Origin of the sequence: Citrobacter europaeus, assembly GCF_037482245.1 — a bacterium.
In the GTDB taxonomy this organism is placed as follows: Bacteria; Pseudomonadota; Gammaproteobacteria; order Enterobacterales; family Enterobacteriaceae; genus Citrobacter; species Citrobacter europaeus.
The window spans coordinates 1358835-1378788 of sequence record NZ_CP148084.1; the positions used below are offsets into that span (position 1 = coordinate 1358835).

At 54.6% G+C, this 19954-nt stretch carries 21 protein-coding genes; 13 read left to right on the forward strand and 8 right to left on the reverse strand.

All coding sequences use genetic code 11. From position 1 onward, the window contains the following. Nucleotides 1-169: 169 nt before the first annotated feature. The 6 genes from WHR59_RS06250 to WHR59_RS06275 form a co-directional block, all read right to left on the reverse strand. On the reverse strand, nt 170-772 hold the full coding sequence (locus WHR59_RS06250) for a KpsF/GutQ family sugar-phosphate isomerase (RefSeq protein WP_043017201.1): 603 nt from the start codon (nt 770-772) through the stop codon (nt 170-172). Continuing rightward, nucleotides 769-2406 carry an FGGY-family carbohydrate kinase gene (locus WHR59_RS06255; protein ID WP_043017200.1) on the reverse strand — a complete coding sequence of 546 codons (1638 nt, stop codon included), beginning with the start codon at nt 2404-2406 and terminating at the stop codon, nt 769-771. The genes WHR59_RS06250 and WHR59_RS06255 overlap by 4 nt, the downstream gene beginning before the upstream one ends. Nucleotides 2407-2423: 17 nt before the next feature. Next, nucleotides 2424-3377, reverse strand: coding sequence for an ABC transporter permease (locus WHR59_RS06260; protein ID WP_047409495.1), 954 nt, complete (start codon nt 3375-3377; stop codon nt 2424-2426). A gap of 1 nt (nt 3378) precedes the next feature. Beyond that, nucleotides 3379-4368: an ABC transporter permease gene (locus WHR59_RS06265; protein ID WP_008785467.1), complete on the reverse strand. Its 990-nt coding sequence runs from the start codon at nt 4366-4368 to the stop codon at nt 3379-3381. Next, a complete protein-coding gene (locus WHR59_RS06270) occupies nt 4361-5869 on the reverse strand; it encodes a sugar ABC transporter ATP-binding protein (RefSeq protein WP_047409499.1) in 1509 nt (502 codons plus the stop codon). The genes WHR59_RS06265 and WHR59_RS06270 overlap by 8 nt, the downstream gene beginning before the upstream one ends. A gap of 103 nt (nt 5870-5972) precedes the next feature. Next, complete coding sequence (locus WHR59_RS06275; protein WP_043017197.1) at nt 5973-6956, reverse strand: autoinducer 2 ABC transporter substrate-binding protein; 984 nt, start codon at nt 6954-6956, stop codon at nt 5973-5975. A gap of 420 nt (nt 6957-7376) precedes the next feature. Between WHR59_RS06275 and WHR59_RS06280 the strand changes: the two genes are divergently transcribed. Both WHR59_RS06280 and WHR59_RS06285 read left to right on the forward strand, forming a co-directional pair. Next, a complete protein-coding gene (locus tag WHR59_RS06280) occupies nt 7377-8015 on the forward strand; it encodes a DUF1007 family protein (RefSeq protein WP_043017196.1) in 639 nt (212 codons plus the stop codon). After that, nucleotides 8006-8986: a nickel/cobalt transporter gene (locus tag WHR59_RS06285; protein ID WP_338843733.1), complete on the forward strand. Its 981-nt coding sequence runs from the start codon at nt 8006-8008 to the stop codon at nt 8984-8986. The genes WHR59_RS06280 and WHR59_RS06285 overlap by 10 nt, the downstream gene beginning before the upstream one ends. Nucleotides 8987-9058: 72 nt before the next feature. On the opposite strand, the gene suhB is transcribed toward WHR59_RS06285, so the two are convergent. Next, nucleotides 9059-9862: an inositol-1-monophosphatase gene (gene suhB / locus WHR59_RS06290; RefSeq protein ID WP_003037670.1), complete on the reverse strand. Its 804-nt coding sequence runs from the start codon at nt 9860-9862 to the stop codon at nt 9059-9061. 118 nt (nt 9863-9980) lie between these two features. Here suhB and trmJ point away from each other — a divergent pair, with 118 nt between their 5' ends. From trmJ to sseB, 11 genes are all read left to right on the forward strand, one after another. After that, entirely contained in the window at nt 9981-10712 is a 732-nt protein-coding gene (trmJ, locus tag WHR59_RS06295) for a tRNA (cytosine(32)/uridine(32)-2'-O)-methyltransferase TrmJ (protein WP_338843734.1), read from the forward strand. Nucleotides 10713-10871: 159 nt separating this feature from the next. Beyond that, nucleotides 10872-11363, forward strand: a complete 492-nt coding sequence (gene iscR / locus WHR59_RS06300; protein WP_003037674.1) for a Fe-S cluster assembly transcriptional regulator IscR — start codon at nt 10872-10874, stop codon at nt 11361-11363. Between the two features lie 242 nt (nt 11364-11605). After that, nucleotides 11606-12820, forward strand: coding sequence for a cysteine desulfurase (iscS, locus tag WHR59_RS06305; RefSeq protein ID WP_003835233.1), 1215 nt, complete (start codon nt 11606-11608; stop codon nt 12818-12820). Between the two features lie 25 nt (nt 12821-12845). Continuing rightward, nucleotides 12846-13232, forward strand: coding sequence for a Fe-S cluster assembly scaffold IscU (gene iscU, locus WHR59_RS06310; protein WP_002913991.1), 387 nt, complete (start codon nt 12846-12848; stop codon nt 13230-13232). Nucleotides 13233-13252: 20 nt separating this feature from the next. Then, on the forward strand, nt 13253-13576 hold the full coding sequence (gene iscA / locus WHR59_RS06315) for an iron-sulfur cluster assembly protein IscA (RefSeq protein WP_003835203.1): 324 nt from the start codon (nt 13253-13255) through the stop codon (nt 13574-13576). A 108-nt stretch (nt 13577-13684) separates the two neighbouring features. Further along, on the forward strand, nt 13685-14200 hold the full coding sequence (gene hscB, locus WHR59_RS06320; protein ID WP_003838436.1) for a co-chaperone HscB: 516 nt from the start codon (nt 13685-13687) through the stop codon (nt 14198-14200). 15 nt (nt 14201-14215) lie between these two features. Continuing rightward, nucleotides 14216-16066 (forward strand): Fe-S protein assembly chaperone HscA, encoded by a 1851-nt coding sequence (gene hscA / locus WHR59_RS06325; protein WP_087052439.1) that lies wholly within the window; start codon nt 14216-14218, stop codon nt 16064-16066. A 1-nt stretch (nt 16067) separates the two neighbouring features. Beyond that, nucleotides 16068-16403 carry an ISC system 2Fe-2S type ferredoxin gene (gene fdx, locus WHR59_RS06330; RefSeq protein WP_003037690.1) on the forward strand — a complete coding sequence of 112 codons (336 nt, stop codon included), beginning with the start codon at nt 16068-16070 and terminating at the stop codon, nt 16401-16403. An 11-nt stretch (nt 16404-16414) separates the two neighbouring features. Further along, nucleotides 16415-16615, forward strand: a complete 201-nt coding sequence (iscX, locus tag WHR59_RS06335; RefSeq protein WP_003037694.1) for a Fe-S cluster assembly protein IscX — start codon at nt 16415-16417, stop codon at nt 16613-16615. 61 nt (nt 16616-16676) lie between these two features. Next, a complete protein-coding gene (gene pepB / locus WHR59_RS06340; protein ID WP_043017192.1) occupies nt 16677-17960 on the forward strand; it encodes an aminopeptidase PepB in 1284 nt (427 codons plus the stop codon). Nucleotides 17961-18030: 70 nt separating this feature from the next. Further along, nucleotides 18031-18807: an enhanced serine sensitivity protein SseB gene (gene sseB / locus WHR59_RS06345; RefSeq protein WP_047409515.1), complete on the forward strand. Its 777-nt coding sequence runs from the start codon at nt 18031-18033 to the stop codon at nt 18805-18807. A gap of 98 nt (nt 18808-18905) precedes the next feature. Here the strand turns inward: sseB and sseA are convergent, their stop codons facing one another. Further along, nucleotides 18906-19751 (reverse strand): 3-mercaptopyruvate sulfurtransferase, encoded by an 846-nt coding sequence (sseA, locus tag WHR59_RS06350; RefSeq protein ID WP_338843735.1) that lies wholly within the window; start codon nt 19749-19751, stop codon nt 18906-18908. Nucleotides 19752-19954: the final 203 nt, after the last annotated feature.

Sequence of the window (19954 nt, forward strand, 5' to 3'; positions counted from 1 at the left end):
ATGCTGGCTCTCCCGGCCTTACGGAAACACGTTGGCAATTTTCAGCCGGACCAGCCACGCCTGACTATCTGTATTTTTATTTGAACATGTTTGAACAGCAAAAAGGATATAGCTGAAAGTCAGAGCGCTGAGGTGAACGGAACCCTGAGCCGGAATTACATGTTCTCCATCACGCCTGCCCACGGCTAAGCGTTAATCCCACATCGCCGCCGGGATGCACGGCCAGTAATGTCTCCTTTGAGTAACCGCTTTCGCTCATCAGGCAGGCGCAGGCGGCGTCAAAGATAGCCAGCACCAGTAAAATTGAGGTGGTGGCTAACATGTTCAGCGGGTCGGCCTCACGCTGGACGCCGGTGGAAATCACCAGCCTCGACGCGTTGGCAATGGCTGAATCGGCGTTTTCAGTCACGCTCAGGATTGGCACATTTCTCGCTGCCAGCCCGGGCAGCAGCCGGGTGAGTTCGTCTGAATTACCCCCGCGCGACAGCATAATGACCAGGTCGTCGGCGCGTAAAAAACCGAGATCGCCATGCGCCGCGTCCGTCGCGTTGAGGTAAATCGCGGGACGTTCCACGCACGCAAGCATATGCGCGACTTTACGTGCCGCAATGCCGGAGGTACCGACGCCAGTGACGACGATTTTGCCCCGGCAACCGCGCAACTCCGCCATCAGCGACTGCCAGACTGGTTCAGTCAGATGCTGCCCCAGACCCGCCAGGGCATCGCTATAGAGCTGAAATACGCCGGTGGCCTGGGACCAGGAGTTACTCATGCGTCCTCCTGCATCAACTGGCGGTATTTCATATGATCCTGATACATCTCGTGGAATACCCGATATTTGCGATCGTAGTACTGCTTAATGCGATTAGTCTGCGGGGTAACCGTTTTACCAATCCGGCTCATCGCTGACATCGCTTCCGGGAAGGTATCGAATACGCCCGCGGCGATAGTTCCCATCATGGCTCCACCCAGCAGCATGGCTTCGCTCTCTTCAGGCAGCAGCATCGCGCAGCCGGTGGCGTTGGCATGTTCCTGAACGAAGATCGGGTTTTTCGTCCCGCCGCCGCTGGCCATAATCGTATCGATGGTGTAGCCGCTTTGATTCATCGTTTCAATGATATGACGGGTTCCGAGCGCAATAGCCTGGATGGTCGCAAGGTACTGTAGGGCCATATCCTCCGGCGTACGCGACAGCTTCAGTCCGGTGATTGCTCCCGTGAGCGTTGGGTTGGCGCGCGGTGAACGGTTGCCGTGGAAATAGGGCAGGATGTGCATGTCGCGGGTTAGAAATGCGATATCTTCCGGCTCACCGGCCATTTTACGCAGTAGCACATTCAGTACTTCATAAATGGTCTGCCCCTGAGACTTAGCTTGCGCCAGCAAAGTTTCGTAGCAAGGATGCGACTGTATAACGTGGTCGATTAACGCCCCGGTAGCCGACTGCCCGCCTTCGTTGAGCCAGTATTCCGGCAGCACCGCTGAGTAGTAAGGACCCCAGACGCCGCCGATAAAACGCGGCTCTTTGGAAATCGCCATGTGTCCGGTGGAAGTGCCGCCAATCAGCGCGACACGACGGTCAAAATCCGCCACCTCGCCGGAAACGCCGCTTGCCCCGAGCGTGCCGAGCGTACCGGCGTGGGCATCGATGATCGAAACGCTGACTGCGGTCCCCGGAATCAGCCCCATTTCGCTGGCGGCGCGTGCTGACAGCCCGTGACCGAGCGGTTCGCCCATGGTTTTCACGTAGCGACCAATTTTGGCCGCATCGTGCTCCAGCAGATCTTCCAGACCAATCTGGCGGAAATAGCTGGCATCCCATTTGTCTTCATGGCCCATATAGGTCCATTTACACACCGTCGAGCACAGTGAACGCGTGTCATCGCCCGTTGCGCGCCAGGTCAGGAAATCGGGCAGGTCAAAATAGTAGCCCGCATTAGCCCAGGTATTGGGCATATGCTGCTTCAGCCACAGCAGCTTGGGCGTTTGCATTTCAGGGGAGATAATACCGCCAACGTAGTCCAGCACGCGATGATGCATGGCGTTGATGCGTTCGGCCTGGGTAATGGCGCGGTGATCCATCCACACTATGATGTTCTGTTCGCTGCGCCCGGACGGACTGATGGTCAGCGGCTTGCCTTCTTTATCCAGCACCACCAGTGAACAGGTCGCGTCAAAGCCCAGACCTTTCACCTGAATTGGGTTGATATCCGACTGGTTAATCGCATCGCGAACCGCGTTACACACCGCCTGCCAGATGTTATCGGAAGACTGCTCAACAAAATCGGCCTGCGGACGGTAAATCTCGATGGCCCGACTGGCCTGACCGACCATTCTGCCGTTGAGATCAAACACGCCAGCACGGGCGCTTCCGGTTCCGACATCCACACCAATAAAGTAACTTGCCATAATTTTTTCTCCTGAAATCAGGCTTTACGATTCTGTAATGCGATAAAGAGGATCAGCACCGCGCCCCACAGCGCCATCGTCAGATAGCTGCTGACCCCCAGCAAGTTAAGGCCGCTTTCCAGCATTTGCAGCACAATCAGCGCCAGCACCAGGCCGACAATGCGCCCGAAGCCGCCATCCGGATTGATTCCGCCGAGCACGGAAGCGAGGATGGTGACCAGCAGGTAGGATTCCCCGTATCCGGCTTTTGCCGAGTTGAATTTTGCCATCATCAGAATGGCGGCGACCCAGCCGAGCAGGGCGGAAATCACGTACACGGAAATTTGCACCCGTACGGTATTCACGCCGCTGTAGCGGGTTGCCTGTTCATTGGAACCGACGAGATACAGGCTGCGTCCAAGCGTGGTGTGCTCCAGCAGTACCCACAGCAGGATTGCCACCAGGAAAAAGAGCAGTAGCGCCACCGGAATACCGGCAATTGTGGCGTTACCAAGGTATTGAATGGCGGTCGGGAAGCCGGAAATCACCGTCCCGTTGGAAAGCAGAATATTCAGCCCGGAGATAAGCGTCATCGTGCCGAGCGTGGCGAGAATAGGCGAGACGCCGACCCAGGCAATTAAAGCGCCGTTGAGCGTGCCGATAGCCACCGCCACGGCTGCGCCTGCCAGTAGCGCCAGCACCAGAAACAGCGGGTTATCCGGATGGGTGACAATTATCGCCGCCATCACCAGCGAGCAGGCATTTGCCCCGGCAATAATCGACAGGTTAATGCCACCGGTCAGCATAGTCATGCCCATCCCGAGGGCCAGCATGCCGAGGATTGGCAGTTGCGAGCCAATCGACTGGAAGTTAGCGACGCTGAAAAAACGGCTGCCGAGCAGGGCCGAGAAGACTAAAGCGACGACCACTATAATGACGCATTGCAGACGAATGATGGCATCACCGGGTAAAAATCTGGCGATTGTTTTCATCTCAAAGCTCCCTTGCCAGTTTGCGTTTTTCGTTCCAGGCCGTGGCGCTAATGCTGACCAGGATAATGGCGCCGCTAAACACGGTGTGCCAGTAAGAAGAGACGCTGAGCAGCGTCAGCCCATTTTGTAAGAAGGCCAGCAGAACCACGCCGAGCAGGGTTCCGGTCAACGTACCGCGTCCGCCGCTCATGCTGGTTCCACCGAGCACTACCGCCGCCAGCACCGTCAGCTCAAAGCCGAGCAGCGAATTGGGTGCAACTGACTGGGTAATTTGCGCCTGAACCACGGCGGCAACGCCTGCCAGAATGCCCATGTAGCCATAGACGTAGAAATGCAACTTCAGCAGATTCAGCCCCAGGCGCGAGGCCGCGTCGCGGTTGCCGCCCATGGCGTAAACCTGACGGCCAAGTCGGGTATAGTTCATTAGCACGGCAGTAAAGATGATCACCGCAGCCAGGCACAGCAGGGGCAGGGTCAGACCGTAGTCGTAGCCATCCGCCGCGGTGAACGAGAACCAGTTAATGCCGTTCATAAACCAGTCCGGGAAGCCGTACAGCCAGGTACCTTTAGTGGCGTAAACCAGCAGACCGTAGTAGACGTTCAGCGTGGCGATGGTAATGATGATTGCCGGAACGCGCAGCCAGTAGACCAGGAAGCCGTTAATCAGTCCAAGCAGCAGACCTACCGCAATGGCGATAATTAACGCCAGCGCGAAGTTGCCGCCGTGGCCGATAACCCAACTGGCCATTGCATATTGGGCTATCGCGGTCATCGCCGGAAATGAGATGTCGATCCCGCCGGAAATCAACACCACAAACAGCCCACAGGCAAGGATGCCGAGAATCGCGTAGCTGGTGGCCACATCCGTCAGATTCCCCAAGGACAAGAACTCATCGGTGCTGATACTCAGCCCAACGGCCAGGGCTACGACCAGCAGGCCCAGCCAGAATTCGTGTTGCCCGATTAATCGGGAGAGATGCATCTTATTCATTGATTACCTCGACCACTTCAGCAATCTCCTCTTCACGGCATTGATGAGGATTAAATTCCGCCACCAGCCTGCCGCGACGCATCACCAGCACGCGGTGGCTGTTGTAATACGCTTCCGGGATTTCATCGCAAATCATCAGCACAGCCATACCTTGTTCCGCCAGATCGCGGGCTATCTGGTAAATTCCCTCTTTGTTGGCGATATCCACGCCTACGGTAGGGGAGTCGAGGATCAGGATGCGGGGATTGGTCGCCACCCATTTGGCAATGGCGATACGCTGGGCATTACCGCCGGAAAGGGTTTTGACCGGCAGGTGCGGATCGGACACTTTGATATTCAGTTCGCGGATCAAGTCGGCGACCAGCTTTTGCGCTTTACGATGATCGAGCAGTCCGCTGCCGGTATGCAGTTGATCAAACACCGTGACGATGGTGTTGTCATAGATCGACTGCTCCATGATCAGCCCCTGTGTCAGACGATCTTCGGAGACATAGCCGATCCCGTGTTTGATGGCGTCATGGTTATTGCGCAGAGTAACCGGCTGGCCGTTAATACGAATCTCGCCGCTTTCCGGGTGGGTCATGCCAAACAGGCTCAGACAAAGCTCGGTGCGCCCGGCTCCCAGCAAACCAACAATGGAGACAATCTCGCCGCCGTGCAGCGACAGATTAATGTTTTGGTATTTGCCTCTGCGGCTCAGATTGCGCAGCTCCAGCAGAGGTTCTTGCTCAATTGTGGGCCTTTGTGGCAGTGGACTGTAGTGAAAGCGTTGTCCGGTCATCAGGAAGGCCAGCTCGTGGCTGTCGAGGTCGCTGGCAGGGTAAGTGCCTACCAGTTTGCCGTCGCGCATCACGCTGATGCGGTCTGCCACTTCCATCACCTCATCCAGACGATGGCTGACAAACACGACGCAAATTCCGGCAGCTTTCAGTTCGTTAACAACCCGCAGCAGGCCATTAACCTCCTGACGGGTTAGCGAGGCGGTGGGCTCGTCCATAATCACCAGACGCGCATCGGCGGCAATCGCCCGGCAAATGGCGACCAGCTGGCGGTCAGCAATCGAGAGTTTTTCAACTTTTTTATCGGGATCAATGTTCACCCCGATACGCTTCATGGCTGCCAGTGCCTGCTGTTTCATGGCGCCACGACGTACCCAGATATCGCCCCCGGGCAGATAGCGGTTGACGGCGATATTTTCCGCGACGCTAAAGTTGGGGAACAACGACAGGTCCTGATAAATAACCTGAATTCCATAATGGGAGGAGAGCTGCGGCGTCAGGTGATGGAACAATTTGCCGTCGAGTAAAATCTGCGCGCCTTTTTCCGGATGATAAACCCCGGAGATCACTTTAATAATGGTGCTTTTACCACAGCCGTTTTGACCCGCCAGACAGTGAACTTCGCCTTTTCTCAGCGTCAGATTCACGTTATCCAGCGCCAGCACGCCCGGGAATTGTTTGCTGATATTCTCAAGAGTGATAAATGCGGTGGTGTCTGTCATGGACAATACCCCTGCGAGCGTCCAGGTGGACGCTGAGTGTTAATTTGGTTGATAGCGCCGACCAGACGGCCGGCGTTAAGGTTCCCTGGTGTCGGCTAAAGCCTTAGAAACCAAGTGATTGTGCGTTGTCTTTGGTGACTTCGAGGATCTTGTTAAAGCGGATCACTTTCTTCTCCGTGTCGATATCGGCTTTCCCTAAACCATCAATACTCAGATCGGCGTTCACTGCTTTACCCTGTAACAGCTGATCGGCAACCGTTACCAGCGCGTAGCCCGCATCTTTTGGATCCCACAGCAGCGCCTTTTTGATATCACCACGCATCAGGTAAGGCGCAGCCTGTGCTGGCATAGCGATCCCGACGACGGCGATTTTATCTTTGGCGCGTTTTTTCTGCACAGCCTGACCCGCACCGATTGGACCCAGCGAGCCGAAGCCGATAATGCCTTTCATCTGCGGATAGGTTTTCATCAGGTCCAGCGTCGTGGCGTAGGATTTATCGATGCTTTCCGCGACCGGCAGACGTGAAGTGACCTCGAACATTTCCGGATATTTTTCTTTCTGGTACTTAATTGCATAATCCGCCCACGCGTTATGCAGCGGCACCGTCAGCGAACCGACATAGATAGCGTACCCGCCCTTACCACCCATGTTTTTCGCTAACTCATCGACGTTGGCCTGGGCGTATTTTTCACTGTCGATGGTTTCGATATCCCACTGGCCAATTTGCTCATCCGGGGATTCGTGCGTCAGCACTACGATGCCTTTATCGCGTGCTTTTTTTAGTACCGGCTCAAGAACCTTGGCATCATTCGGTACCACGATGATCGCATTGACGTTTTTGGCGATCAGATCCTCAATGACTTTCACCTGTTGCGCTGGATCCGGCGTGGAAGGCCCGGTCTGATAAGCATTCACATCCAGTTTTTTTGCTGCTTCATTAACGCCGGTTTCCATCCGGTTAAACCACGGAATCCCGGTGACCTTGGCAACCACAGCAATTTCATATTTTTCCGCCGCAAAGGACGTGCCGGACAACATGCATGCAGAAACCAGGGTTGCACTGAGTAATGCGAGTTTGAATTTCATAGTTGTACCTTTCGTAGGGGGCAGGACATGTCACGCCGTGAAGTTAACAACGAATGGAATAGGGAATGAATCATGAGTTTCCTGAATGTGATCCATGCCCATTATTGTTAATGTTTGGAAATTAAATGGTTAAATTTAAGTTAATTTTGCATGGTTTTACATTCAGCCATTCAAGTTTAGTGTTAATAAAATATTAAAATGAAACTATAAATTAACATTTAATTATCATTTAACTTAAGTCGTGACCCAGATAAGGTAGTTGGACGGGATTTGCCGAAGAAGAAATTATCGAAATTGAGAACTGAATCGATACCGGAAAAGGAGACTCAACATTTTTTCGTTCAATGGTATCCTCAGCACTCTTTCGCCAAACCCAGCTTCATTATTTGTGGCGGTGTAGATTTTTATCGTGGAGAACTCATGCAAGGCGTTAAACGTATCATTGTCACGTTGTTTCTCGCTCTCCTGTCCTTTGGCGCAGGCGCGCATCCCCACAGCTTTATTCATCTGAAAACCGAGATAGTGAGCGCGAATGATCGGTTCGTCGCGCTTAAAATGCGCTGGACGATGGATGAAATTACCTCGGCGGATCTGCTTTATGATGCGGGGAATGCCAAACCTGGTGATGAGATCTGGAAAAAACTGGCGGCGGAAGTGATGGCCAACGTTCTCGGTCAGCACTATTTCACCGAAGTGTGGCACGACGGGCAAAAGGTAAAGTTTAAAAACAGGCCGACGGAATATGGTATGGAGCGTGAGGAACACCAGGCGGTGCTGACGTTCGTTCTGCCGTTGGCTGAAGCTCAGCCGCTGAGTGGACAAAAATATACCATTTCAACCTTCGACCCGACCTACTACGTTGATATGAGTTATGACAAAGACAGCGACGCCAGGCTGGGACAGGTCATAAGCCAGAAATGCCGTATTTCAGTACATACGCCGACGCCGAATGAACAAACGCTGAGCTTTGCGCAGTCGCTGGATAAAGAAGATGCACCGCCGGAGGATATGGAGTTGGGTAAACAGTTTGCACAGACGGTAACGCTGCAATGTCAGTAGTTTCTCAACAACGTGCAGCCAGACGTCGCTGGCTCATGCTATGGCCGCTGGAGGTGTTTTTACTGCTGGCAGCAGGCGGCGTGCTGTGGCTATGGCAGACCTGGCCGCAGGTGATGATGCAAAGTATCGTCTGGCAGCGCGACGTTAATCAGCAGATGAGCGGTTTGCTCAAAGCGGTTGCCGCCAGGCCGGCTCAGGCTGGGGGATCGCTGCTGCTGTTTAGTTTTCTCTACGGCGTCCTGCATGCGCTGGGGCCGGGGCATGGAAAAGTCGTAATTACCACCTGGCTTGCGACGCACCCGTCGAAACTCAAATCAAGTATCGGCCTGACGCTGGCCTCGTCTTTATTACAAGGACTGGTCGCTATTGGTCTGGTCGTTATCGTGCTCACCGTCTTGCAGTTGCCTGCGCGACAGTTACATATGAGTAGTTTCTGGCTGGAGAAAGGGAGTTATGCGCTGGTTGGCGTGTTGGGCGTTTTATTGTGCGTCCGTGCGCTGAAGAAATTGCGCCAGCTGCTGCGTCGCCCGAAATTCACCGCCTTCACGCCGCATCATGTGCATCACGATGGTTGCGGCTGTGGACATCAGCATTTGCCCGATCCTGAACAGCTGCAAAGCGGTGATGACTGGCGCGCCCGGCTGATGATCGTTTTATCAATGGGAATGCGTCCGTGCTCGGGGGCAATCATGGTCTTACTGTTTAGTAAAGTGGTTGGCGTTTTTAGCTGGGGCATGGCGTCGGCGCTGGCGATGGCGGCAGGAACCTCTTTGACGATTACGTCACTGGCTCTGCTGGTGCACAGTTTCCGCTCGCTGGCGGTAAGACTTAGCGGGCATAAAGCGCCTGTGCTATGGCGACAGATTGGCTGGACGACGCTGGCGTTAGCCGGTGGTGCGGTGCTGATTGCTGCTGCGGTAGTGATGTGGATGAGCGCGGTGCCGGTGGGGCGGGGGATAAGACCGTTTTAGGTTACAGAGCGGTATGGTATGAATTATTGGCCGGATAAGACGCGAGAGCGTCGTATCCGGCACCACAGCAGATTAACGCTTCAGCGCGTCGCTCAGTTCGTCACGCATGTTCGCCAGCATGGCTTTCACTACGCGCGGGTTGCCTGCAACGATGTTACCGGTCGCCAGGTAGTTATGACCGCCGGTGAAGTCGCAAACCAGTGCGCCAGCTTCACGAGCAATCAGCTCGCCTGCGGCGAAATCCCATGGTTTCAGGCCGATTTCGAAGTAACCGTCAACGCGCGCAGCGGCAACGTAAGCCAGATCCAGCGCAGCAGAACCCGTGCGGCGGAAGTCAGCGCACTCGGTGAACATCTTGCCAAGAATTTTCATGTAAGAAGCGGCGTGCTGTTTCGCTTTGAACGGGAAACCGGTAGCGATGATGGTGCCGTCCAGATCGCGGGCGGTGCTGCCACGCAGACGGTAGCCGTTTAGCTGTGCGCCCTGGCCGCGAGTTGCGGTGAACAGTTCGTTACGCATTGGATCGTAAACAACGGCGACTTCAGTACGGCCTTTAATGCGTACTGCGATGGAAACCGCGAAGTGCGGCAGACGTTTTACGAAGTTGGTGGTGCCATCCAGTGGATCGATAACCCATTGAACATCCTGATCTTCACCAGCGTGCTCACCGCTTTCTTCGGTGATGATGGTGTGCTGAGGGTAAGATTTGCGAATAGTTTCGATAATAATCGCTTCAGCGGCTTTATCGACGTTAGTCACGAAATCATTGCTGCCTTTCTGGCTGGTTTCTACTGAGTCTGGTGTTTCGTAGTGTTTGGCAATTACATTACCCGCCTTGCGCGCTGCGCGCACGGCGATGGTCAGCATCGGATGCATCGGTCTCTCTCACTGGATGTTAAAGAACGGGAAAACGGCGCAGAGTATAGCAGCGAGTTCGGAATATGTCTTCGTTTTATGATAATATGCCCGAATAATCTTTAGCCGAAGAAATACAATGCTGCAAAATATTCGAATCGTGCTGGTGGAAACCTCTCACACTGGCAACATGGGCTCTGTGGCCCGCGCAATGAAAACCATGGGTTTAACCAATCTGTGGCTGGTAAATCCACTGGTTAAACCGGACTCCCAGGCCATCGCCCTGGCGGCAGGCGCCAGTGATGTGATCGGCAGCGCGCAGATCGTCGATACTCTCGACGAAGCGTTGGCGGGTTGCAGTCTGGTTGTAGGCACCAGTGCGCGCTCGCGTACGCTGCCGTGGCCGATGCTGGATCCGCGTGAATGCGGTTTAAAAAGCGTCGCTGAAGCAACGAATTCGCCGGTGGCGCTGGTGTTTGGCCGCGAACGCGTTGGCCTGACCAACGAAGAGCTGCAGAAGTGCCATTATCATGTCGCCATTGCCGCGAACCCGGAATACAGTTCGCTCAACCTGGCGATGGCGGTGCAGGTCATCTCTTATGAAGTGCGCATGGCCTGGCTGGCAACGCAGGAAAGCGACAAGACCGCAGATTACGAAGAAGCAGAGTATCCGCTGGTTGATGATTTAGAGCGTTTTTACGGTCATCTGGAACAAACGCTGTTGTCGACCGGGTTTATCCGCGAAGGGCACCCGGGGCAGGTGATGAACAAACTGCGTCGTCTGTTCACGCGCGCGCGACCTGAGAGCCAGGAGCTGAACATCCTGCGTGGGATTTTAGCTTCAATCGAGCAGCAGAATAAAAGCAAGTAACTGTACTAATGGCGCACGGAACGTCAAATACCTGACTAAATTAGTCAAGTAAATAGTTGACTGATTTAGTCGGGAATGTCAGACTTGCCCCTGCTATGCAATACCCCCATTTTACAATAAAAAACCCCGGGCAGGGGCGAGTTTGAGGCTAAGTAAGACATGAGACTGACATCAAAAGGGCGTTATGCCGTGACCGCAATGTTGGACGTTGCGCTCAACTCCGAAACGGGCCCGGTACCGTTGGCTGATATTTCTGAACGTCAGGGAATTTCCCTGTCATATCTGGAGCAGCTGTTTTCCCGTTTGCGTAAAAACGGTCTGGTTTCCAGCGTACGTGGACCAGGCGGCGGGTACTTGCTGGGTAAAGATGCCGGCAGCATCGCAGTAGGTGAAGTGATTAGCGCTGTTGACGAGTCTGTAGATGCGACCCGTTGCCAGGGCAAAGGCGGTTGTCAGGGCGGCGATAAGTGCCTGACCCACGCGCTGTGGCGCGATCTGAGCGATCGTCTGACCGGCTTCCTCAACAACATTACGTTGGGCGAGCTGGTTAATAATCAGGAAGTCCTGGATGTGTCTGGTCGCCAGCACACGCATGACGCTCCACGCACTAATCGTGCTCAAGACGCGATCGACGTTAAGTTACGCGCATAATTTGCCCGTTATATTTCGTGCCGCAACTGCGTTGGCCGCACTTGCTCGCCCCAGTCACTTACTTGATGTAAGCTCCTGGGCACTCTCAAGTTTGCCGCCTTGCTGCAACACGAACTATTTAGGGCAAAGATAATAAGATATTAGAATCAGGCCGGGGCGTTCGACGCCCCGTTAACTCGGTCGTACATCCAGCCGGTTGCCTGATTCCTTGCATTGAAGCGATGTACGGAGTTTATAGAGCAATGAAATTACCGATCTATCTCGACTACTCCGCAACCACGCCGGTGGACCCGCGTGTTGCCGAGAAAATGATGCAGTGTCTGACCCTGGACGGAAACTTTGGTAACCCAGCGTCTCGTTCACACCGTTTCGGCTGGCAGGCTGAAGAGGCGGTAGATATCGCCCGTAACCAGATTGCCGACCTCGTGGGCGCTGACCCGCGTGAAATCGTCTTTACTTCCGGTGCGACTGAATCCGATAACCTGGCGATTAAAGGTGCAGCCAACTTTTATCAGAAAAAAGGCAAGCACATCATCACCAGCAAAACCGAACACAAAGCCGTGCTGGATACCTGTCGTCAGCTGGAGCGCGAAGGGTTCGAAGTCACCTACCTCGCCCCGCAGCGTAACGGCATTATTGACCTGAAAGAACTTGAAGCGGCAATGCGTGACGACACTATCCTCGTGTCCATCATGCACGTGAACAACGAAATCGGCGTGGTGCAGGATATCGCGACTATCGGCGAAATGTGCCGTGCGCGCGGCATTATCTATCACGTTGACGCCACCCAGAGCGTGGGCAAACTGCCTATCGACCTGAGCCAACTGAAAGTTGACCTGATGTCTTTCTCCGGCCACAAAATCTATGGTCCGAAAGGTATCGGTGCGCTGTACGTTCGTCGTAAACCGCGTATTCGTATTGAAGCGCAGATGCACGGCGGCGGTCACGAGCGCGGCATGCGTTCCGGTACGCTGCCTGTGCACCAGATCGTCGGTATGGGTGAAGCTTACCGTATCGCTAAAGAAGAGATGGAAACCGAGATGGCGCGCCTGCGCAGTCTGCGTAACCGTCTGTGGAACGGCGTGAAAGATATGGAAGAGGTGTACCTCAATGGTGACCTCGAGCAGGGCGCACCGAACATTCTCAACGTCAGCTTCAACTTTGTTGAAGGCGAGTCGCTGATTATGGCGCTGAAAGACCTGGCTGTATCCTCCGGTTCTGCATGTACTTCTGCAAGCCTGGAGCCATCCTACGTGCTGCGCGCGCTGGGGATGACCGACGAGCTGGCACACAGCTCAATTCGTTTCTCTTTAGGTCGTTTCACTACCGAAGAAGAGATTGACTACGCCATCAATCTGGTTCGCAACTCCATCGGCCGCCTGCGCGACCTTTCTCCGCTGTGGGAAATGTTCAAACAGGGCGTGGATCTGAACAGCATTGAATGGTCACATCACTAATCGGTACCGATAAGGAGAATTCATCATGGCTTACAGCGAAAAAGTAATCGATCATTACGAGAATCCACGTAACGTGGGTTCTTTTGACAACAGCGACGAGAACGTGGGCAGCGGCATGGTGGGTGCACCGGCCTGTGGCGACGTGATGAAGTTGCAGATCAAAGTCAACAATGAGGGTATCATTGAAGACGCGCGTTTCAAGACTTACGGCTGCGGTTCCGCTATTGCCTCCAGCTCTCTGGTTACCGAATGGGTAAAAGGGAAATCTCTGGATGAAGCACAGGCAATTAAAAACACCGATATTGCCGACGAACTTGAACTGCCACCGGTGAAAATTCACTGCTCTATTCTGGCTGAAGACGCGATTAAAGCCGCGATTGCGGATTACAAAAGCAAACGTGAAGCAAAATAATTAAGAGTTGAGGTTTTATTATGTCGATTACCTTAAGCGACAGTGCAGCAGCGCGTGTAAATACCTTCCTGGCAAACCGCGGTAAAGGGTTTGGTCTGCGTCTGGGCGTGAGAACCTCCGGCTGCTCAGGTATGGCTTATGTACTGGAATTTGTTGACGAGCCGGCGGCTGAAGATACCGTGTTTGAAGACAAAGGCGTAAAAGTCGTGATCGACGGTAAGAGCCTGCAATTCCTCGACGGTACGCAGTTAGACTTCGTCAAAGAAGGTCTGAACGAAGGGTTTAAGTTCACTAACCCGAACGTGAAAGACGAATGTGGATGCGGCGAAAGCTTCCACGTGTAACGCGCTTACTGATAACCCCACCGTGGTCGCCTGCGCGTGGGGTTTGTTTTACCTGACTCTCTGGTTTTGCCTCATCGAACAACAGAGAATCGATGCCCTGAGAATGTTATGGACTACTTCACCCTCTTTGGCTTACCGGCCCGTTATCAGCTCGATACTCAGGCGCTGAGCCTACGTTTTCAGGATCTACAACGTCAGTATCATCCTGATAAATTCGCCAGCGGTTCCCAGGCGGAACAACTTGCTGCGGTTTCGCAGTCCGCCACTATCAACCAGGCCTGGCAAACGCTGCGTCATCCTTTGATGCGCGCCGAATACTTATTGTCCTTACACGGCTTTGACATCCGCAGCGAGCAGCACACGGTGCGCGATACCGCGTTCCTGATGGAGCAACTGGAACTGCGTGAAGAACTGGACGAGATTGAACAGGCAAAAGACAGTCAACGTTTAGATGCGTTTATGCAACGCGTCAGTGAAATGTATAACGTTCGCCATCAACTGATGGTGGAACAGCTGGATAGCGAGACGTGGGACGCAGCGGCAGATACCGTGCGTAAGCTGCGTTTTCTCGATAAACTGCGAAGCAGTGCAGAACAACTCGAAGAAAAACTGCTCGATTTTTAATTTCCGGAAGCGAAAATGGCCTTATTACAAATTAGTGAGCCTGGTCTGAGCGCCGCGCCGCACCAGCGTCGTCTGGCGGTAGGTATCGATTTAGGCACCACCAACTCCCTGGTTGCGACCGTACGCAGCGGCCAGGCCGAAACGCTGGCAGACCATCAAGGTCGCCACCTGTTGCCGTCAGTGGTTCACTATCAGCAGCAGGGCTACTCTGTCGGTTACGATGCCCGCGCCAATGCCGCGCTGGATACGGCCAACACCGTCAGCTCGGTAAAACGCATGATGGGCCGCTCTCTGGCGGATATTCAGGCGCGTTACCCGCATCTGCCTTATACGTTCCACGCGAGCGAAAACGGTTTGCCGATGATTGAAACCGCAGCCGGTTTGCTTAACCCGGTGCGTGTCTCCGCTGATATTCTGAAAGCATTGGCCGCACGGGCAACCGAAGCGCTGTCTGGCGAGCTGGACGGCGTGGTAATCACCGTTCCGGCTTACTTTGATGATGCGCAGCGTCAGGGGACCAAAGACGCCGCACGTCTGGCGGGCCTGCACGTATTGCGTTTGTTGAACGAACCGACCGCTGCGGCGATCGCGTATGGCCTGGACTCCGGTCAGGAAGGCGTGATCGCGGTCTATGACCTTGGCGGCGGTACGTTTGACATTTCCATTCTGCGCCTGAGTCGCGGCGTGTTCGAAGTGCTGGCGACCGGCGGTGATTCCGCGCTCGGCGGCGACGATTTTGACCATCTGCTGGCCGATTACATTCGCGAGCAGGCGGGCGTGGCCGATCGCAGCGATAACCGCGTACAGCGCGAACTGCTGGATGCCGCGATTGCAGCGAAAATCGCGCTTAGCGACGCTGATTCTGTAACGGTTAACGTGGCGGGATGGCAGGGTGAAATCACCCGTGAAACCTTTAATGAACTTATTTCCGCACTGGTCAAGCGTACGCTGCTGGCCTGCCGACGCGCGCTGAAAGATGCGGGCGTGGAGCCGCAGGATGTGCTGGAAGTGGTGATGGTCGGTGGTTCAACGCGCGTGCCATTGGTACGTGAACGCGTCGGTGAGTTTTTTGGCCGTACGCCGCTGACCTCTATCGACCCGGACAAAGTGGTCGCTATCGGTGCGGCAATCCAGGCCGATATTCTGGTCGGAAATAAACCGGACAGCGAAATGCTGCTGCTGGACGTTATCCCGCTGTCCCTGGGGCTGGAAACCATGGGCGGACTGGTGGAGAAAGTGATCCCGCGTAACACCACTATCCCGGTGGCGCGCGCGCAGGACTTTACCACCTTTAAAGATGGCCAAACCGCGATGTCCATTCACGTGATGCAGGGCGAACGTGAGCTGGTGCAGGACTGCCGTTCACTGGCGCGTTTTGCGCTGCGCGGCATCCCGGCATTGCCGGCAGGCGGCGCGCATATCCGCGTGACCTTCCAGGTAGATGCTGACGGGCTGCTGAGCGTCACCGCTATGGAGAAATCCACCGGCGTTGAGTCCTCAATTCAGGTTAAACCGTCCTACGGTCTGACCGACAGTGAAATCGCCTCCATGATTCAGGATTCGATGAGTTTTGCCGAGCAGGACGTTAAAGCCCGTATGCTGGCAGAACAGAAAGTCGAAGCGGCACGCGTACTGGAAAGTTTATCCGGTGCGCTGAACGCTGATGCCGCGCTGTTAAGCGCCGCAGAACGTCAGGCTATCGACACCGCCGCCGCGCACTTGAGCGAGGTTGCACAGGGTGACGATGTTGACGCGATAGAACAAGCCATTAAAAACGTAGACAAACAAACCCAGGAATTCGCCGCTCGCCGCATGGACAAATCTGTCCGTAGCGCGCTGAAAGGCCATTCCGTGGACGAGGTTTAATATGCCAAAGATTGTTATTTTGCCTCATCAGGATCTCTGTCCCGATGGCGCAGTTCTGGAAGCTGAGACCGGCGAAACCATTCTTGACGTTGCCCTGCGTAACGGTATCGAGATTGAACACGCCTGTGAAAAATCCTGTGCCTGCACGACCTGCCACTGCATCGTACGTGAAGGTTTTGATTCTTTGCCGGAAAGCACGGAAGAAGAAGACGACATGCTGGATAAAGCCTGGGGACTGGAGCCGGAGAGCCGTTTAAGCTGTCAGGCGCGGGTAACCGAGGACGATTTAGTGGTCGAAATCCCACGTTACACAATCAATCATGCGCGTGAGCATTAACAGAGGGTAGTATGGGACTGAAGTGGACCGATAGCCGCGAGATCGGCGAGGCGCTGTATGACGCGTTCCCCGACCTCGATCCCAAGACCGTTCGTTTCACCGATCTGCATCAATGGATCTGTGACCTGGAAGAGTTCGATGATGATCCGCAGGCATCGAACGAAAAAATCCTTGAGGCCATTTTGCTGGTCTGGCTGGACGAAGCCGAATAAGTCAACGGGCTGCCCACGGGTGGCCCGTTTTCCTGTATGCGCGAAAATAAGGATAAATAAAATGACAGAAGCCATGAAAATTACGCTTTCCACGCAACCCGCTGACGCCCGCTGGGGTGAAAAGGCGACATACAGCATTAATAATGACGGCATTACCCTGCATCTGAACGGGAAAGATGACCTCGGCCTTATCCAGCGCGCCGCACGTAAAATTGACGGTCTGGGGATTAAACACGTTCAACTGGACGGTGAAGGCTGGGATACCGAACGCAGTTGGGCATTCTGGCAGGGTTACAAAGGACCAAAAGGCACCCGCAAAGTTGAGTGGGCTGCTCTGGACGAAGCACAGCGCAAAGAGCTGGATAACCGTCTGAAGATTATTGACTGGGTGCGCGATACCATTAACGCCCCGGCGGAAGAACTGGGCCCGGAACAACTGGCGCAACGCGCGGTCGACCTGCTGTGTGGCGTGGCTTGTGATAACGTCTCTTACCGAATCACCAAAGGCGAAGATCTGCGTGAGCAGAACTACATGGGACTGCATACCGTGGGTCGTGGCTCCGAACGTCCTCCGGTGCTGCTGGCGCTGGACTACAACCCAACAGGCGACAAAGAGGCCCCGGTTTATGCCTGCCTGGTTGGCAAGGGAATTACCTTTGATTCCGGCGGTTACAGCATCAAGCAAAGCGCATTTATGGACTCAATGAAGTCCGACATGGGCGGTGCGGCAACGGTCACCGGCGCGCTGGCGTTTGCCATCACCCGTGGTCTGAACAAGCGCGTGAAGCTGTATCTGTGCTGCGCGGATAACCTGATCAGCGGCAACGCTTTTAAGCTCGGCGATATTATTCACTATCGCAACGGTAAAAAAGTTGAAGTGATGAATACCGATGCCGAAGGACGCCTGGTGCTGGCCGATGGCCTGATCGACGCCAGCGCGCAGAAACCGGAACTGATCATTGATGCCGCCACGCTGACCGGCGCGGCGAAAACAGCGTTGGGCAACGATTACCACGCGCTGTTTAGCTTTGATGATCAGCTGGCTGCTCGCCTGCTGGCCAGTGCGGCGCAAGAAAACGAACCGTTCTGGCGTCTGCCGCTGGCAGAGTTCCACCGAAGCCAGTTGCCGTCTAACTTTGCTGAACTGAACAACACCGGCAGTGCGGCTTACCCGGCTGGCGCAAGCACCGCGGCGGGTTTCCTGTCCCATTTCGTGGAAAACTACCAGCAGGGCTGGCTGCACATCGACTGCTCTGCGACCTATCGCAAAGCGCCGGTTGAGCAGTGGTCTGCGGGTGCAACTGGTCTGGGTGTGCGCACTATCGCGAATCTGCTGACTGCCTAATTCATGACTGTATTGCCGGATGGCGCTACGCTTATCCGGCCTACATGTATTCATCCAATTTGTGATACTTATGTCCGAATCAAAAAATGAACTAGAAACATTGCTGGAGCAAGCGGCGACAGAGCCTGCGCATCGTCCGGCATTTTTCCGTACTTTACTGGAATCCACCGTCTGGGTACCGGGTACCGCCGCTGAAGGTGAGGCGGTGGTTGAAGACAGCGCCCTCGATCTGCAGCACTGGGAGAAAGAAGACGGCACGACCGTGATCCCGTTCTTCACCTCTCTGGAAGCCCTGCAACAGGCGGTGGAAGATGAACAAGCGTTTGTCGTGATGCCGGTGCGTACGTTGTTTGAAATGACGCTCGGCGAAACGCTGTTTCTCAACGCGAAACTGCCGACCGGCAAAGAATTTATGCCGCGTGAGGTAAGCCTGCTGATGGGGGAAGAGGGTAATCCGCTGAGCACCCAGGAAGTACTCGAAGGCGGTGAATCGCTGATCCTCTCTGAAGTCGCTGAGCCGCCAGCGCAGATGATCGACTCGCTGACCACGCTGTTTAAAACCATCAAGCCGGTAAAACGCGCGTTTCTCTGCTCAATCAAAGAAAACGCGGAAGCCCAGCCGAATCTGCTGATTGGTATTGAAGCGGAAGGGGATATTGAAGAGATCATCCACGCTGCGGGCAGCGTCGCAACCGACACATTGCCGGGCGATGAACCGATTGATATTTGCCAGGTGAAGAAAGGCGAGAAGGGCGTCAGCCACTTTATCACTGAGCACATCGCCCCGTTCTATGAGCGCCGCTGGGGTGGTTTCCTGCGCGACTTTAAACAGAACCGGATTATCTAAAAGACCAGGCCGGGTGGCGACGCATACGACTTGCCCGGCCTGGGATGTGCGTTATTATGTAGGCCGAATAAGCGAAGCGCCATCCGGCATTTCCAGCTTTATAATACCGGTTCTACCGGTAAATCACTCCGCGCTCCCCATTCGCTCCATGCGCCGTCATACAATGCGACGTTAGAAACGCCCAGCGTGGCAAGCGCCAGTACCACGACAGCAGCCGTTACGCCAGAGCCGCAACTGGCGATGATGGGGCGGTCAAAGCTTACGCCGTGGCTGAAGAAAATAGCATCCAGTTCGTCGGTGGTTTTCAGTTCACCGTCACGAACCAGCTCTGTCCACGGTACGTTAAGCGCACCGGGCACATGACCACGTTTCAGGCCTGGACGCGGCTCGTCAACTTCAGCATTAAAACGCGCAGCCGGACGGGCATCGACGATCTGCGCCGTTTTTTCATGACTGGCCAGCAGAACATCGGTAACGCGCACGATGGCTTCAGGCGTAAATGCCACGTTAAATTCACCTTCAGGTAAATCCTCATCTCCTTCCTGGAGCATTAGCTCATCACGCTGCCAGCCTGCCAGACCGCCCGCCAGAATGGAGACATTCTCGACGCCAAAAGTCCGCAGCATCCACCATGCGCGTGGAGCGGAAAACAGATTTCCGTCATCGTAGACAATCAGATGCTTATCCTGATCAACGCCCAGCTCACGCATAGCTACAGCAAAGGCTTCCGGACGCGGCATCATATGCGGTAGCGGTGACGTATGGTCGGAAAGCGCTTCAATATCAAAAAAGACTGCGCCAGGAATATGGCCCGCACGATACTCCTCGCCAACATCGCGATCTTCCTGTCCTGGAGGTGCCATCCGGGCATCAAGAATTAGTATTTCCGGGTCGTCAATGTGTTCGGCAAGCCAGTCGGCAGCGACAAAGAAGGCGGTGGTCATAGGCATCTCCATTTTTACCAGGTTTTGGCAAATTGTCGGACGTTTAGTACAAAGCGACAAGTAAAAGAGGCTGATTTGTCAGGCGAATCCACATTAATCACTAATATTAGGACAACGTTGTACAGTTACTGGCTTCCACAGCCGGAAATCTGACGCATAATAGTTGTTCTACGTAGCTAACGGGCCACTACGGCCAGGGATGA